This window comes from Flintibacter muris, from assembly GCF_943192995.1.
Lineage (GTDB): Bacteria > Bacillota > Clostridia > Oscillospirales > Oscillospiraceae > Lawsonibacter > Lawsonibacter muris.
The window spans coordinates 375,841-391,120 of sequence record NZ_CALPCP010000001.1 but is presented as its reverse complement, the minus strand read 5'-3'; the positions used below and the strand labels follow the sequence as shown (position 1 = coordinate 391,120).

The following is a 15,280-nucleotide window of genomic DNA, read 5'->3' as shown; positions in this document are numbered from 1 at the left end:
TTGCAGGGGCAGCCTTTGGCCGCCCGCCTGTATAGGCGGGGCCATTGTTTCTGCAGACGGCCCAGGCCGCCCCTGCGGCTTCGGTGTCAGCGATTTTGAAGCTTGCTGTAAATATAAAAATAGTCAAAACAATGGACGATATTCCAGATTATTGGTGAAATCGTCTCTTTCCTTTTTCCTGTTCAGGCGCTACAATGGGAATACCAAAGGAGCAGTATTATTTTTTATATAAAGGAGCGGTTTTTATGTCTATTCTGGTCTGCGGCGGAGCCGGCTATATCGGCAGCCATACCTGTGTGGAGCTTATCCAGGCGGGCTACGACATTGTTGTGGCGGACAACCTGTACAACTCCAGCGAGGAATCTCTCCGCCGGGTGGCGAAGATCACGGGGAAGGAAGTCCCCTTTGTCAAGACTGAGTTGTGTGATGAGCAGGAGGTGGAGGCCCTTTTCGCCCGGTATCCGGATATCGACGCGGTCATCCACTTCGCCGGGCTGAAGGCTGTGGGCGAGAGCGTGGCCAAGCCCCTGGAGTACTACTCCAACAACCTCATCAGCACCCTCTATCTGCTCCAGGCCATGCGCCGCCATGGGGTGAAGAACTTTGTCTTCTCCTCCTCCGCCACGGTGTATGGCGACCCCGCCACCGTTCCTATCCGGGAGGACTTCCCCACCGGCGGCACCACCAACCCCTACGGCACCTCCAAGCTGTTCCAGGAACAGATGCTTATGGACATCTGCGCCGCCGATCCGGAGCTCAACGTGGCCCTGCTGCGCTATTTCAACCCCATTGGCGCCCACGACAGCGGCCTGATTGGCGAGGACCCCAACGGTATTCCCAACAACCTGGTCCCCTATATTGCCAAGGTGGCGGTGGGCCAGCTGGAGAAGGTCCACGTCTACGGCAACGACTACCCCACCCCTGACGGCACCGGCGTGCGGGACTATATCCATGTGGTAGATCTGGCAAAGGGCCACGTGGCCGCCTTGAAAAAGCTGGCTGCCAACTGCGGCCTGTTCGTGTGCAACCTGGGCACCGGCAACGGCTACTCCGTGCTGGACGTGCTCCACGCCTATGAGAAGGCCTGCGGCCACGACCTGCCCCACGTGATCGACCCCCGCCGCCCCGGCGATATCGCCGCCTGCTACGCCGACCCCGCCAAGGCCCGGGAGGAGCTGGGCTGGCAGGCCCAGCTGGGCATTGAGGAGATGTGCGCCTCCTCCTGGAAGTGGCAGTCCATGAATCCCAACGGGTACAAGGGATAAGACCTCTGTGCAGGGCGCGACGGCCTCGGCGCGCCGCCCTTCAGCGCGATTCAATTACGGCGGGCCGAGTCGTCCCGCCCTGCGCACAGTGTGCATACACCAAAACAAATATTTAGGAGGATAACAGTGAACAAACCCGTTCTTGTCATCATGGCCGCCGGTATGGGAAGCCGGTACGGCGGCCTCAAGCAGCTGGACCCGGTGGGGAACCACGGCCAGCTTATTATCGACTACTCCATCTACGACGCCAAGCGGGCCGGCTTTGAGACAGTGATTTTTATCATCAAGCCGGAAATCGAGGCCGATTTCAAGGCCGCCATTGGCGACAGGGTGTCTCAGGTGATGGACGTGAAGTACGCCTATCAGCTCAAGGAGGATCTGCCTGAGGGGTACACCGTCCCCGCCGGGCGGACCAAGCCCTGGGGCACCGCCCACGCCGCCCTGGCCGCCCGGAAAATTGTGGACGGCCCCTTCGCCGTCATTAACGCCGACGACTACTACGGCCCCGAGGCCTTTCAGGAGATTTACCAGTACCTCTCCGCCCACCCCGATGGGGACGTCTACGAGTATGTCATGGTGGGCTATCTGGTAAAAAACACCGTCACCGAGAACGGTACTGTGGCCCGAGGGGTGTGCGAGGAGACGGAGGACCACTACCTTGCCCAGGTGGTGGAGCGCACCAAGATCGAGAAGGGTCCGCCCCCCCGCTTCACCGAGGACGACGGGGCCACCTGGACCCAGCTGGACGAAAACACCATTGTGTCCATGAACATGTGGGGCTTCAACCGCAGCTTTTTAGACGAGGCCCTGGCCCGCTTCCCCGCCTTTTTGGATAAAACCCTGGCGGAAAACCCGGAGAAGGGGGAGTACTTCCTGCCCACGGTGGTCAGCCAGCTTATCGACGAGGGCAAGGCCCGGGTAAAGGTGCTGCGCAGCGCCGACAAGTGGTACGGCGTCACCTACCGGGAGGATAAGCCCACAGTGGTGGCCGCTATCGCCGAAAAGACCGCGGCGGGGCTCTATCCCGACCGGCTGTGGGAGGTGTGAGCCATGGTTCAGGCAGAACAGACCCTTCAGGAGGTACTGGAGGCCTTTGATTTCGGCGCCCCTGTGGTGGGCGCCATCCGGTACGGCTGCGGCCATATCAATGACACCTTTGTGGTCCACACCCAGCCGGAAAACACCTGCTGCCGCCGGTTCATCCTCCAGCGCATGAGCTCCGCCGCCTTCAAGCGCCCCGACCAGCTGATGGAGAACATTATCGGCGTAACCGAGTTCTTGGGCAGGGAAATTGAAAAGCACGGCGGCGACCGCAGCCGTGAGGCCATGGAGGTCATCCGCCCCAAAAACGGCCAGTCCTTCTACACCGACAGTCAGAACGGCGCCTGGCGGCTGTACCCCTTTGTGGAGCACACCGTCTGCCACCAGGCGGCGGACACCCCTGAGCTCTTCGCCGCCTCTGGCCGGGCCTTCGGCCGGTTCCAGCAGCTTTTGAAGGACTACCCCGCCGGCACCCTCTACGAGACCATCCCCAACTTCCACAACACAGAGGACCGGCTGGCCAGGTTCAAGGAGGCCGTCCAGGCCGACAAGCTGGGCCGGGCGGCGGAATGCAAGCCCGAGATCGACTTTGTCCTGGCCCGTGAGGCCGACTGCTCCGTGGCTCTGGACGCCATGCGCTCGGGCAAGCTGCCCCTGCGGGTCACTCACAACGACACCAAGCTGAACAACGTCCTTATGGACGAGGCCACCGGCGAGGGCGTGTGCATTATCGACCTGGACACCGTCATGCCCGGCCTGGTGCTCTACGACTTTGGCGACTCCATCCGCTTCGGAGCCAACCACGCCGCCGAGGACGAGACCGACCTGTCCAAGGTCAATCTGGACATAGACCTGTTCGCCGTTTACACCGCCGCCTTTCTGGAGGGCACCGGCGGCTCCCTCACCGACATGGAGATCGCCTACCTGCCCTGGGGAGCCAAGCTGATGACCCTGGAGTGCGGGATGCGCTTTCTCACCGACTATCTGGTGGGGGATGAGTACTTCCATATCGCCCGTGAGAAGCACAATCTGGACCGCTGCCGCACCCAGTTCAAGCTGGTGGCCGATATGGAGTCCCACTGGCCTGAGCTGGAGTCCATTGTCAACCAATACCAAGGCAAATAGACAAGGAGGAGACAAGGTTGGACATTCTGTTTGACGAGGAACAGCTGCTTCAGCTGGTCACCAACCTCTACGTCCTCACCGGGCTGACCGCCAACATTCTGGACCCCCAAGGGCGGGACATTCACCTGTTTAAGGACCACCCTTCCTTCTGCCGGGCTATCAACAACCTGCCCGAGGGCCACCAGCGCTGTGTGGACTGCGACATGTGGAAGGTACGCAACTACACCGCCGAAAAGGGCTTTCAGTTCTACCGCTGCCACGCCGGGATCTGTGAAGCGGTTATGCCCCTTTACGACAAGAAAAATCCTCTGGCCTACCTGATTTTCGGCTGCTATCTGGACGACTCCCCCATTGAGGAGCAGTGGGAGCGCACCCGCCCGCTGCTGGAGTGGTGGCCTGACGGCCCCGACGCTTTGAAGGACGCCTTTTTCCAGTTCCTCCAGTACTCCCAGCAGGAGATCCAGGCCTACGCCGAAACCCTGGAGGCCCTGTCCGCCTACATCCGCCTCAAGGGCATGATCCTCACCACCGAGCAGACCGACACCCAGCGGCTGGAGCTGTTTTTGGACCAGCACTACATGGATAAGCTGTCACTGGCCTCTATCTCCAAACAGCTGCACATCGGGCGCACCAAGCTGTGCGCCCTGGCCAAGGAGCTGTCCGGGGGACAGACCCTGTCCTACCTCATTGCCCAGCGGCGCATTGGCGCGGCCAAGCGGCTGCTGCTTCAGAGCAACATGCCCATCTCCGCTGTGGCGGAGGAGGTGGGAATCAGCGACTACAACTACTTCTCAAAGGTCTTCCGCTCCATGACCGGCACCACCCCCAGCGCCTTCCGCAAGAAGGTGCGGGGCAGGGGCAGCGAATAAAACTGTCATATTTTGCAAGAATCGCTTCAAAATCGTACGAGCTTTCGTTGGTTCGTACGATTTTTCTAAAAATTGTACGTTTCACACTATAGATTCGCACAATGAACAAGTATAATTGGATTTGAAAAGACGTATTTGTGAATTATCTCTATACGTCTTATTTCGCGCAGATCAAAATCAATTCAAGAAGGAGAATGAAAATGAAAAAGATTCTTGCGACCGTCCTTGCCAGTGCCATGGTACTGGCACTCGCCGCCTGCGGCGGAGGCGGCGGCACCAGCACCCCCGCCAACAGCACCCCCGGCTCCAATCCCGGCACCAGCACCCCCTCCAACAGCGGAGACAAGATCGCTATCAGCGTGATCGCCGCCGAGTATGGCCAGAAGACCAAGGACTGGTGGGCCGGCTTCCAGAACGACTTCAACTCCACCCATGACAATATCGACCTCACCGTAGAGGTTGTGTCCTGGAACGACATCTACGCCGTGGTCAACACCCGTATCGGCGGCAACAACGCCCCCGACATCCTGAATATCGACGTATTCGCCGATTTCCAGGCCGACGACCTGCTGCTGCCCGCCCAGGAGTATGTCTCTGAGGAGACCTACGCCAAGTTCTACGACGCTTTCCTGGAGCAGTCCGTGGTGGACGGCACCGTGTGGGCCGTGCCCGACCTGGCCTCCGCCCGCGCCCTGTACTACAATGTGGACATTCTGGAGGCCGCCGGCGCCCAGGTCCCCACCACCTGGGATGAGCTGGTTGAGACCTGCAAGAAGATCCAGGCCTACGACTCCAGCATCTACCCCTGGGGTATCGACATGACCACCGACGAGGGCCAGGCCGCCTTCGCCTACTACATCTGGAACAACGGCGGCGACTTCACCGACGCCTCCGGCAACTGGACCCTGAACAGCGACGAGAACGTGGAGGCCATTGAGTTTGCCATCAGCCTGGTCAAGGACGGCTACACCAACACCGACCCCGCCAACGAGACCCGCTATAAGCTCCAGGACCTCTTCGGCAACAGCCAGCTGGCCATGATGATCGGCCCCAACTCCATCCCCACCTACATTGCCGTTGACAAAGACCCCAGCGAGGTTATTAACTACGGCACCGCCTCAATCCCCACCAACGACGGCAAGCCCTCCGTCTCCGCCGGCGTTATGGACCGCTTTATGTGCTTCGACAACGGCCACTCCGCCGAGAAGATCGAGGCCATCAAGGAGTTCTTCGACTTCTTCTATGAGGACACCCGGTACTCTGAGTGGGTGCTGATGGAAGACTTCCTGCCCGCCACCAAGACCGGCGGCGAGATTGCCGCCGCCGCTGACGAGCGCATGGCCGCCTGGGTTGAGATCGTGGGCTCCTGCAAGTTCTATCCCACCGCTCAGGCCAAGTGGAACGACGTGAAGCAGGGCGTTATCAACGTGGAGCAGCAGGCTCTGCTGGGCGGCAACGTCAAGGAGCTGCTGGACAATCTCCAGTCCGAGATCGCTGGCTGATTTCCTTCCCCGGTCCAAGCCTGAAACACACATAACCGCGGGGGCCGGGCCAAAACGGCCCGGCCCCCGCTTCTTCCAGCCGTTTTCAAAGGACGGCTCTTTCCGCCTTTTGAAAACGGCCGGAAGCCCAACTAAAATAGGGAGGTGTCTCCGTGAACGCAGCAGCCCCCAAACAATCCAAATCCACCCCCGCTAAAACCGCCCCTGTGAAAAGCACGCCCGCCCGCGGGCGTACCCTGCGCAGGGTAGAGCCCTATATCTGGATCGCCCCCAGCATCATCCTGATGGGCATTTTCATCCTGGCCCCCATTTTCTCTGTGTTCCAGCGGTCCCTGAACGATGTCAGCCGGACAGGCAAGCTGAAGGGCTTTAACAACTTTGCCAATTTCACCAACGTTCTCAAAAGCTCCGCTTTCAGTATGGTGCTGAAAAACACCATTGTGTGGACCATTGCCGTGGTGGTTATCTCCACTGTATTGGGCTTTATGCTGGCCCTGGTGCTCAACAATGAATTCCGCGGACGCAAGGTGGCCCGGGCCATTGTGGTTTTCCCCTGGGCTACCACGCTGGTGGTTCAGGCCAGCGCCTGGAACTTCATCATTGACAAGGATTACGGCACCCTGAACACCCTGCTGCTCAAGCTGGGCATTATCCAGCAGTCCGTCAACTGGACCCCCACCCCCGCGGCCTACTTCACCTGGGAGATCGCCTGCGGCATCTTTGTCACCATACCCTTTGTCACCTTCTGTGTGCTGTCCGGACTGCAAAGCATTGACGCCTCCTACTACGAGGCCGCCACAGTAGACGGGGCGGGCTACTTCCAAAAGCTGTTCAACATCACCCTCCCCCTGGTCAAGTCCTCTCTGACGGTGTCCACCGTGCTGAATATCATCTATGTGTTCAACTCCTTCCCCATCATCTGGACCATGACCAAGGGCGACCCGGCCAACACCACCGACACTCTGGTCACCTACCTGTACAAACTGGCCTTCTACAACAGCAAACCGGGCGAGGCCGCCGCCGTTTCGGTGATTGGCTTTATCATCCTGCTGATGTGCGCCAGTGTGTATATGATCTACACCCTGCGGAAAGGAGATGACGATCTATGACCCAGACGAAAAAGCCGGTCTCCATGAAAAAGGTAATTTTGCGCCTGCTGCTCTACTTTGTGGTGCTGGACGTGTGCATCATCACCCTGTACCCCTATTTCTCCATGCTGTGTACCGCCTTGAAGAGCCGGACTGAGATCTTCTCCGCCAATGGAACCATTCTGCCCATTCACGCCCTTTGGTCCAACTTTATCGACATCTGGAGCCGGGCCCCCATGGCAAAGTACCTGATGAACTCCGTGCTTATCGCCGGCGGCTCCACCCTGATTGCCATGCTGTGCGGCATCCCCGCCGCCTACGCCCTGGCCCGGATGAAGTTCAAGGGGCAGACCGCCTTTTTGGGCTTTGTTATCGTCTCCCAGATGTTCGCCCCGGTGGTGCTGCTGGTGGGTATCTATCAGGTTATGCTGTCAATGGGACTGACGGACAGCATTTGGGGCCTGATTTTCATCAACGCGGCCTTTAATCAGGCCTTCACCATCTGGCTGCTGCGGGGCACCTTTATGGGCATCTCGGCGGACATGGAACAGGCCGCCACCATCGATGGCTGCAACCGGGTCCAGTCCATGCTGCGGGTCCTTCTCCCCGTGGCCGCCCCCGGCATTGTCACCACCCTGATTTTCATCTTTATCAACGCCTGGAACGAGTATACCGTGGCCCTGTGCCTCATCTCCACCGACACCCTCAAGCCCCTCACCGTGGGCATCAACACCTTCAACGGGTATAACATGATTGAGTGGCAGTACCTCTTCGCGGCCTCCATCTTCGCCATTATCCCTGTGGTCATCCTCTTCATGTGCATTGAGAAGAACCTGGTCAGCGGCCTGGCTTCCGGCGGCGTGAAGGGCTGATTTTCCATCCATATCAGTACTTGCAAATCCCCAAAATCTGTTATAAAATAAAGGAGTCATGTATTATGAGAATCTATCGTGAAAAAGACTACGAGGCCATGAGCCTCCGGGCCGCCCAGGTCATGGCCGCCGAGATTATCCACCGCCCTAACTGCGTACTGGGTCTGGCCACCGGCTCCACCCCCATTGGCATGTACAAGCGGCTCATTGAGCTGAACAAAGAGGGCAAGCTCAGCTTTAAAGAGGTCCGCACCGTCAACCTGGACGAGTACAAGGGCCTGTCCCCCGAGCATGACCAGGGCTACCGCTACTTTATGCAAAAGCAGCTGTTCGACCATGTAGACATCCTGCCTGAGAACACCCGGGTACCTGACGGCCTGGCCTCCGACCCCGACGGCGAGTGCACCGGGTACGATGCCTATATCCGCTCCCTGGGCGGCATCGATTTGCAGCTGCTGGGCGTGGGCCACAACGGCCATATCGGCTTCAACGAGCCCGGCGACGTCTTTGTCAAGCCCACTCACGTGGTGGACCTGACCGAGCGCACCATCGACGCCAACGCCCGCTTCTTCGCCACCCGGGACGACGTGCCCAAGCAGGCCTTTACCATGGGCATTGGCCCCATTATGGCCGCTAAAAAGATTCTCCTCATTGCCAGCGGCGAGGAGAAGGCCGAGGCCGTTTACAACACTGTCTGCGGTCCCATCAACCCCCACTGCCCCGGCTCTATCCTCCAGCTCCACTCTGACGTGGTTCTGGTGGCTGATGAGGCTGCCCTCAGCAAGGTGATTGCCGCCGGGGTGGTCAAATGAGGATCACCGGCGGTCAGGTCTTTGACCTGGCGCAGGGCTTTGTCCTCCGGGACGTCTGCACCGACGCGGCGCTGATTGCCGAAACCAGCGGGGACGGCGCCGTTCTGGACGCCGCCGGGTGCTACGTCATCCCCGGTCTGGTGGACGTCCACTTCCACGGCTGCGTGGGGGAGGATTTTTCCGACGCCACCCCAGACGGTCTGCAAAAAATCGCTGACTACGAGCTGTCCCAGGGGGTCACCTACATCTGCCCCGCCGGTATGACCCTCCCCGAGGACCAGCTTACCGCCATCTGCAAAAATACCGCCGCCCACCGCCGGCAAAATACCGGCGGTGCCGAGGTGGTGGGCGCCCATCTGGAGGGTCCCTTCCTGTGCATGGCCAAAAAGGGGGCGCAGAATGGAGATTACCTCCATGACCCGGACGCCGCCATGCTGAAACGGCTGCAAGAGGCGGCGGAGGGCTGTGTGCGTTTGGTCACCCTGGCCCCTGAGCAGCCCGGGTCCATTGAGTTTATCCGGGCAGCAGCGGAGCTGGGCATTCACGTCTCTGTGGGCCATACTGTGGCCAACTACGAAACGGCCAAGGCGGCCTTTGAGGCGGGAGCCGACCACGCCACCCACCTGTATAACGCCATGCCCCCCCTGGCCCACCGGGACCCCGGTGTAATCGGCGCGGCCTGGGAGGTCCCCACCGTCAAGCCCGAGCTGATCTGCGACGGCATCCATGTCCACCCGGCTGTGGTGCGCCTCACCTTCGGCCTGTTCGGCAAGGAGCGGATGATTATCATCTCCGACTCCCTCCGGGCCACCGGCATGCCCGACGGGGAGTACCCCTTCGGCGGCCAGATGATCGAGGTCCACGGCAACCGGGCCACCATTCTGGGTCACCCGGAGACGCTGGCCGGCTCCGTCACCAGCCTGATGGGCTGTCTGCGCCAGGCCGTCTCTTTCGGCATCCCTGTGGCCGACGCCGTCCGCGCCTGTACCTACAACCCCGCCCAGTCCATTGGCATTGACCACCGGACCGGTACCCTGGACGTGGGCAAGGAGGCCAGTATTGTCCTGCTGAACCAGAAAGACCTGTCCATCAAGGCTATTGTTTTTAAAGGACAGCAGGTGTAGGAGCTGGAAAAAGCCTCCCTCTCTGAGGGAGCCTTAATCCGTTGGAATGAGCGGACCCGTTCGCTTTTCCAAATATAATCCAAGGGTCGGGACGCTACTCCATCTCGGACCGAAGGCCGCTCAGCGGGAACTGATCCGGACAGGGCCCAAGTGCGGATAAAAGTCTTACATAGCGCCCGGCACCAAAACAAAAGGAGGAAACATACCGCCGCGGCTTGCGGTGCAGCAGTGTGGAGACCTGCTGTAAAGCCCCTGAGGACTACGCTGCCCCAGGGCGAGGTGGAAAGGCGGAGGCCGCTCCATCAAAGCCGAACATTATGGCAACTCTGAACCTGAAGAACATCCAGAAGATTTATCCCCACAGCAACGACCAGAAGAAAGCCAAGAAAAAGAAGGGTGAGCCTGAGAAGAAGACCAACCTGCAGGTTACGGATCAGGGCGTTATCGCTGTCCAGTCCTTCAACCTGGACATCGCTGACAAGGAATTCATCGTGCTGGTCGGCCCCTCTGGCTGCGGCAAGTCCACCACTCTGCGCATGGTGGCCGGCCTGGAGGAAATCTCCGGCGGCGAGCTGTACATCGATGGCAAGCTGATGAATGATGTGGAGCCCAAGAACCGGGACATCGCCATGGTGTTCCAGAGCTACGCTCTGTACCCCCATATGACGGTGTATGAGAACATGGCCTTCCCCCTGAAGCTGCGCAAGATGGACAAGGACGAGATCGACCGCCGGGTGAAGGAGGCCGCCGAGATCCTGGATATCACCCAGTATCTGGACCGCAAGCCCAAGGCTCTGTCCGGCGGCCAGCGCCAGCGTGTGGCCATTGGCCGCGCTATCGTCCGTGAGCCCAAGGTGCTGCTGATGGATGAGCCGCTGTCCAACCTGGACGCCAAGCTGCGTAACCAGATGCGCGCCGAGATCATCAAGCTGCGCCAGAAGATCAACACCACCTTTATCTACGTTACCCACGACCAGACCGAGGCTATGACTCTGGGCGACCGGATCGTCATCATGAAGGACGGCTTCATCCAGCAGATCGGCACCCCTCAGGAGGTCTTTGACCACCCCGCCAATCTGTTTGTGTCCGGCTTTATCGGCATGCCTCAGATGAACTACTTCAACGCCAAGCTGGTCAACGAGGGCGGCAAGTACGCCGTGACCGTGGAGAACTGCAAGGTGGTGCTCTCCGAGGAGAAGCAGAAGAATCTGGCCGCTCACAAGGTACAGCCCCAGGACATCACTCTGGGCGTGCGTCCCAGCCACATGGTGCTGGCCAAGCAGCCCGGCAACACCCTGTCCGCCACGATCGACGTGTCCGAGCTGATGGGCTCCGAGGTCCACTTCCACGCCAACGCCAACGGCAAGGACGTGGTGGTGATCGTGCCCACCATGAACTCTGAGGGTGAGCGCATCGACTCCTACCACGCCGGCGACAAGCTGAACCTGACCTTCAGCGGCAACGTCTGCCACCTCTTCGGCAAAGACGGCAAGAATCTGGAGTTCTAAGCAATCCTTCCTCCCCGCAAAATCACCGGCCCCGCCTTTGATGGAAAGGCGGGGCCGGTTCAGTTTTTCTCAATGATCCGGGCGGTGTGTTTCAATTTCCAGTCTCCAGTATTGCGCCGGTTCAACCTGGCAACCAGAGCGGAAATTTCCCCCTGGGCCTGCTCCACCTCCGCCTTGAAGGAGCGGGCGGACAGCCGCAGGGCGCCGTGGCCCAGGATAATTAGCTGTTCCAGCCCGTCGGAGGTGGCCACCCGCACCCGGTGGTCCTTTCCCAGGTCGTAGGTGGCCTTTTCAATGTAGGCGTCCGCCGTTTCGGCCTCCTTGGTGTATACCACGTAGATGTTGTTCTTTTTCTCCACCGATCCCGGATTGCCCTTCACCTTGTAGGCGTCAAACACCAGAATCACCACGCACTTGCGAAAGCCTTGGTAATTGGACAAAATGTCCTCCAGAGCCCCCCGCGCCGCCGCCACATCCTGCCGGGCCAGCTCCTTCAGCTCGTCCCAGGCAAAGATAATGTTGTAGCCGTCCACCAGCAGATATTCCGGACCTGTTTTCTGCTCCCGGATGGTATACTTTTTGTCGTCCAGACTGGTACGGGCGGGCTTTTTTGTGGGCTGGAAGGCAAAATCCCGCTCCACCTTGCCGTATGTGCGCTCAAAGACGGCCTGGAGCTCCTTGTCCTGCTCCAAGCTGCCCCCCCGGTACTGCCGCTGTCCCCCGGCGGGGGCGGAGGGCTCCTCCCGGGGCGGCTCCACCCCCAGCCGCAGGCCGCTGTCCACATGCATATGCTCTCGCACCTTGTCCCATTTTACGGTGACCCCCGCCCCATGGGAACAGAAGACGGAGTCGGGCGGATTTTCAAGGTCCCGCTCCGGGTCGTAGCCGAATTGGGAGACAATCTCCTCCTGATTGGCGCAGGGCTCGTACCCCCGGAGGGAACAGGACAGCCGCCCCCGGCCGTGGGTGTAGGCAGTGACCTCTTTCCAGTAGTCCCGCAGGCCGGCCACCGGGGCGTGGCCGGTGAGGAGGGACAGCTCTCCCTCCTGTTCCGGGCCCTCCACGCTGCCCCCCATGGTCTGGAGGTCGTTCATAGCCCGGCCCACACAGTCGGGGGGGAGCTCCAGGGAGAAATCGTAGTGGGGCTCCAGCAGAACGCTCTCCGCCTGCATCAGGCCCTGCCGCACCGCCCGATAGGTGGCCTGACGGAAGTCGCCCCCTTCGGTGTGCTTGATATGGGCCCGGCCCGCTGCCAGGGTGATTTTAATGTCGGTGATGGGCGCCCCGGTGAGCACGCCCCGGTGGCGCTTCTCCATCAGATGGGTGAAGATGAGCCTCTGCCAGTTCAGGTCCAACTGGTCGGTGGGACAGGCGGAGGCGATACGCAGTCCGCTGCCCCTGGGGCCGGGCTCCAGCAGCAGGTGGACCTCGGCGTAGTGGCGCAGAGGCTCAAAGTGACCCACCCCCTCCACCGCGTTGGCGATCGTCTCCCGGTAGACAATCTTCCCTGTGCCGAAGGCCACTGTCACTCCGAACCGCTCCTGGATCAGCCGGGTCATCACCTCCAGCTGGACCTCCCCCATGAGCTGGAGATGGATCTCCCCCAGCGCCTCGTTCCAAACCACCCGGAGCTGGGGGTCCTCCTCCTCCAGCTGGCGGAGATTGCGGAGCATGGTGTGGACGTCGCAGTCCGGAGGCAGGATCACCTGGTAGGTAAGCACCGGCTCCAGCTCGGGCTCCAGGGAGGGCGGCTCCGCCCCCAGCACATCCCCCGGCCGGGTCCGGGTCAGGCCGGTGAGGGCGCACACCGTCCCGGCGGGGGCCTCGTCCACTGTCCGGTACTTGGTTCCAGAGTATATCCGTATCTGGTTCACCTTCTCCTGCCAGCCCTCCCCCTCCAGAACGGTACGCACCTTGAGACTGCCCCCGGTGAGCTTCAAATAAGTAAGCCGGTCGTTACCGTCCCGGGCGATCTTGAACACCCGGGCCCCAAAGTCACTGGGGTAGCTGGGGGGTACGGCGTACCGGGACAGGCCGTCCAGCAGCTCCTCCACCCCCTCCAGCTTCAGCGCCGAGCCGAAGAAACAGGGAAACACCAGCCGCCGGGCGGCAAGGGAGGCTGTGTCCTCCGCCGTTATTTCCTCGCCGGACAGATACCGGTCCATCACCTCCTCGTCGCAGGAGGCCAGGTCCTCCTGAAGGGGTTCCAGCCCGGCGGTAAAATCCAGACAGCCGCTGTCAAATTTGGTCTGTAATTGAGCCAGCAGGGCGTTTCGGTCGCTGCCCGCTAGATCCATTTTGTTAATGAAGAGGAAGGTGGGGATGGCATGCCGGGCCAGCAGCTGCCACAGGGTACGGGTATGGCCTTGGATGCCGTCGGAGCCGCTGATGACCAGAATGGCGCAGTCCAGCACCTGGAGGGTGCGCTCCATCTCAGCGGAGAAGTCCACATGCCCCGGCGTATCCAACAGGGTGAAGGCGGTGTCCGCCCAGGAAAATTCCGCCTGTTTGGAAAAGATGGTGATTCCCCGCTCCCGCTCCTGGGCGTCGGTGTCTAAAAAGGCGTCCTGGTGGTCCACCCGGCCCAGCCTGCGCACCGCGCCGCTGAGGTAGAGCAGCCCCTCGGACAGGGTGGTCTTCCCCGCGTCTACATGGGCCAACAGACCCATACAAATTCGCTTGACTGGCTTTTTTCCTGGTCCATCACCCATTACGTTCACTTCCTGATCTCTAATTACTTTATAAATATTTTATGAGGAATTATATCACATGAAAAATCATTAGTCGATAGACATTTCTGAATAGGGTGCAGTTCGCCCGTGAAAAATTGCTCTTTTTGCATAAAGGATAATAAATAGAGGTGCACGCGGGCTATTTTAGAGAAAATCAGGCCATGATACCAGAAAGCGAGGAAAAGGGGCATGGCAAAGCGAGAGAGATATCCCCTAGGGACGTTGCTGAAACAGTTTTCAACTGAGAGTCAGTGTCGGGAATATCTGGCAACGCTGCGGTGGAAGGCGGGGTATGTTTGCCCGAAATGCGGCTGCCGGCACCTCTGTCCGGCTGAGTTAAAGGGATAACCACATTTAAAAATTGTGTGGTTCATATGATTGCCTCCTATGGTTTACTCTGATTGTCATTTGTTTTCCCTTTCGGTACTTGTATATTAACTCTTCTGTGTGTAATTTGTGGGGTTGTTTTGTGTTAAACAAGTGAAAGTTTACACTTCATATTTTGTGGACAGATGCAAAAGATTGTGTACTATATGCGTCTCTCTTCTCTTGACTCATACGTAAGATACGTGTATAATGAGGATAGCTAAAGAGGAGGGATAGAGATGCCGATGACGCCGCATGAGATGATAAGGCTCCTAGAGGCTAATGGCTTCCGGTTGGAGAGGTCAAACGGTTCTCACCACTTCTTCCGAAATGAGGAAACAGGAAAAACCACCACGGTGCCAAAGCACAGTAAAGATTTGAAAAAAGGCACGGAACAGAAAATCCTGAAAGATGCAGGTCTGAAATGAGGAGGTTGCGATATGGATAAGCTCTACTACCCGGCAATCATGCATCCAGAAGATGAGGGCGGCTACAGCGTTTGGCTGCATGATGTCAGCGGGTGCATTTCACAGGGCGAGACCTTGCCCGAAGCGGTTGAAAATATCAAGGATGCTCTCGGCTTGTACTATGAAGATGCCGCAGAGGGAAAGTCGACGCTCCCCGCTCCGTCTGCTCCGAACGGCGCAGAACTGGAAAGCGGTGAGTTTGTGGTCATGATCGAGTTCTCGCCCAGCGAGTACCTCAAGGCCAGCTCTACTAAGGCGGTCAAGAAAACGCTGTCAATCCCCGCATGGCTTAATAATATGGCGGAGGCCCAGCAGTTGAACTTCTCCGCTGTACTCCAATCGGCGCTTGTGGAGCGGTTGAACGCAGGTCTGAGCGAGTAAAAAAATAAGCACAGTGGTTTCTGTAGCCGCTGTGCTTATTTGGATGACGCAGTTATATAAAACCCTAAGAGCCTGTTTAAAATCTTCTAATTTGGATATTGATGCATCCTATCCTCATCTCCTGTCTG

13 protein-coding genes and 1 pseudogene are annotated in these 15,280 nt (G+C 59.2%); 13 read left to right on the top strand and 1 reads right to left on the bottom strand.

All coding sequences use genetic code 11. The features are described 5' to 3' along the window. The first annotated feature begins 245 nt into the window (after window positions 1-245). The 10 genes from galE (at window position 246) to NFS22_RS02035 (ending at window position 11,206) form a co-directional block, all read left to right on the top strand. Window positions 246-1,265, top strand: a complete 1,020-nt coding sequence (gene galE / locus NFS22_RS02080) for a UDP-glucose 4-epimerase GalE (protein ID WP_251316111.1) — start codon at window positions 246-248, stop codon at window positions 1,263-1,265. Window positions 1,266-1,391: 126 nt separating this feature from the next. Next, window positions 1,392-2,312 carry a nucleotidyltransferase family protein gene (locus NFS22_RS02075; protein WP_251316110.1) on the top strand — a complete coding sequence of 307 codons (921 nt, stop codon included), beginning with the start codon at window positions 1,392-1,394 and terminating at the stop codon, window positions 2,310-2,312. Between the two features lie 3 nt (window positions 2,313-2,315). Next, a complete protein-coding gene (locus tag NFS22_RS02070; protein WP_251316109.1) occupies window positions 2,316-3,431 on the top strand; it encodes a phosphotransferase enzyme family protein in 1,116 nt (371 codons plus the stop codon). Between the two features lie 17 nt (window positions 3,432-3,448). Then, window positions 3,449-4,300: a PocR ligand-binding domain-containing protein gene (locus tag NFS22_RS02065; protein ID WP_251316108.1), complete on the top strand. Its 852-nt coding sequence runs from the start codon at window positions 3,449-3,451 to the stop codon at window positions 4,298-4,300. Window positions 4,301-4,500: 200 nt separating this feature from the next. Continuing rightward, entirely contained in the window at window positions 4,501-5,802 is a 1,302-nt protein-coding gene (locus NFS22_RS02060; RefSeq protein ID WP_251316107.1) for an ABC transporter substrate-binding protein, read from the top strand. Between the two features lie 152 nt (window positions 5,803-5,954). Beyond that, the gene (locus NFS22_RS02055; RefSeq protein WP_251316106.1) at window positions 5,955-6,911 is read left to right on the top strand and encodes a carbohydrate ABC transporter permease; all 957 of its coding nucleotides are present in this window, start codon (window positions 5,955-5,957) and stop codon (window positions 6,909-6,911) included. After that, the gene (locus NFS22_RS02050; RefSeq protein WP_251316105.1) at window positions 6,908-7,762 is read left to right on the top strand and encodes a carbohydrate ABC transporter permease; all 855 of its coding nucleotides are present in this window, start codon (window positions 6,908-6,910) and stop codon (window positions 7,760-7,762) included. The genes NFS22_RS02055 and NFS22_RS02050 overlap by 4 nt, the downstream gene beginning before the upstream one ends. A gap of 65 nt (window positions 7,763-7,827) precedes the next feature. Then, window positions 7,828-8,574 carry a glucosamine-6-phosphate deaminase gene (nagB, locus tag NFS22_RS02045; RefSeq protein ID WP_251316104.1) on the top strand — a complete coding sequence of 249 codons (747 nt, stop codon included), beginning with the start codon at window positions 7,828-7,830 and terminating at the stop codon, window positions 8,572-8,574. Continuing rightward, window positions 8,571-9,698, top strand: a complete 1,128-nt coding sequence (nagA, locus tag NFS22_RS02040; RefSeq protein ID WP_251316103.1) for an N-acetylglucosamine-6-phosphate deacetylase — start codon at window positions 8,571-8,573, stop codon at window positions 9,696-9,698. The genes nagB and nagA overlap by 4 nt, the downstream gene beginning before the upstream one ends. 317 nt (window positions 9,699-10,015) lie before the next feature. Further along, window positions 10,016-11,206 carry an ABC transporter ATP-binding protein gene (locus NFS22_RS02035; RefSeq protein ID WP_251316102.1) on the top strand — a complete coding sequence of 397 codons (1,191 nt, stop codon included), beginning with the start codon at window positions 10,016-10,018 and terminating at the stop codon, window positions 11,204-11,206. Between the two features lie 59 nt (window positions 11,207-11,265). Here the strand turns inward: NFS22_RS02035 and NFS22_RS02030 are convergent, their stop codons facing one another. Next, window positions 11,266-13,917 (bottom strand): translation factor GTPase family protein, encoded by a 2,652-nt coding sequence (locus NFS22_RS02030; protein ID WP_251316101.1) that lies wholly within the window; start codon window positions 13,915-13,917, stop codon window positions 11,266-11,268. A 210-nt stretch (window positions 13,918-14,127) separates the two neighbouring features. On the opposite strand from NFS22_RS02030, the pseudogene NFS22_RS02025 reads away from it, so the two are divergent. The 3 genes and pseudogenes from NFS22_RS02025 to NFS22_RS02015 all read left to right on the top strand — a co-directional run. Continuing rightward, a pseudogene (locus NFS22_RS02025) lies at window positions 14,128-14,265 on the top strand (transposase); the annotation flags it as partial. Between the two features lie 278 nt (window positions 14,266-14,543). After that, the gene (locus NFS22_RS02020) at window positions 14,544-14,732 is read left to right on the top strand and encodes a type II toxin-antitoxin system HicA family toxin (protein ID WP_251316100.1); all 189 of its coding nucleotides are present in this window, start codon (window positions 14,544-14,546) and stop codon (window positions 14,730-14,732) included. A gap of 12 nt (window positions 14,733-14,744) precedes the next feature. Beyond that, window positions 14,745-15,152 (top strand): type II toxin-antitoxin system HicB family antitoxin, encoded by a 408-nt coding sequence (locus NFS22_RS02015; protein ID WP_251316099.1) that lies wholly within the window; start codon window positions 14,745-14,747, stop codon window positions 15,150-15,152. Window positions 15,153-15,280 lie beyond the last annotated feature (128 nt).

Bases quoted from the DNA above. Each gene is read 5' to 3' on its own strand.
- nagB (WP_251316104.1), top strand. From the start codon at position 7,828: ATGAGAATCTATCGTGAAAAAGACTACGAGGCCATGAGCCTCCGGGCC.
- galE (WP_251316111.1), top strand. From the start codon at position 246: ATGTCTATTCTGGTCTGCGGCGGAGCCGGCTATATCGGCAGCCATACC.
- NFS22_RS02020 (WP_251316100.1), top strand. From the start codon at position 14,544: ATGCCGATGACGCCGCATGAGATGATAAGGCTCCTAGAGGCTAATGGC.
- NFS22_RS02050 (WP_251316105.1), top strand. From the start codon at position 6,908: ATGACCCAGACGAAAAAGCCGGTCTCCATGAAAAAGGTAATTTTGCGC.
- NFS22_RS02060 (WP_251316107.1), top strand. From the start codon at position 4,501: ATGAAAAAGATTCTTGCGACCGTCCTTGCCAGTGCCATGGTACTGGCA.
- NFS22_RS02035 (WP_251316102.1), top strand. From the start codon at position 10,016: ATGGCAACTCTGAACCTGAAGAACATCCAGAAGATTTATCCCCACAGC.
- NFS22_RS02015 (WP_251316099.1), top strand. From the start codon at position 14,745: ATGGATAAGCTCTACTACCCGGCAATCATGCATCCAGAAGATGAGGGC.
- NFS22_RS02030 (WP_251316101.1), bottom strand. From the start codon at position 13,917: ATGGGTGATGGACCAGGAAAAAAGCCAGTCAAGCGAATTTGTATGGGT.
- nagA (WP_251316103.1), top strand. From the start codon at position 8,571: ATGAGGATCACCGGCGGTCAGGTCTTTGACCTGGCGCAGGGCTTTGTC.
- NFS22_RS02070 (WP_251316109.1), top strand. From the start codon at position 2,316: ATGGTTCAGGCAGAACAGACCCTTCAGGAGGTACTGGAGGCCTTTGAT.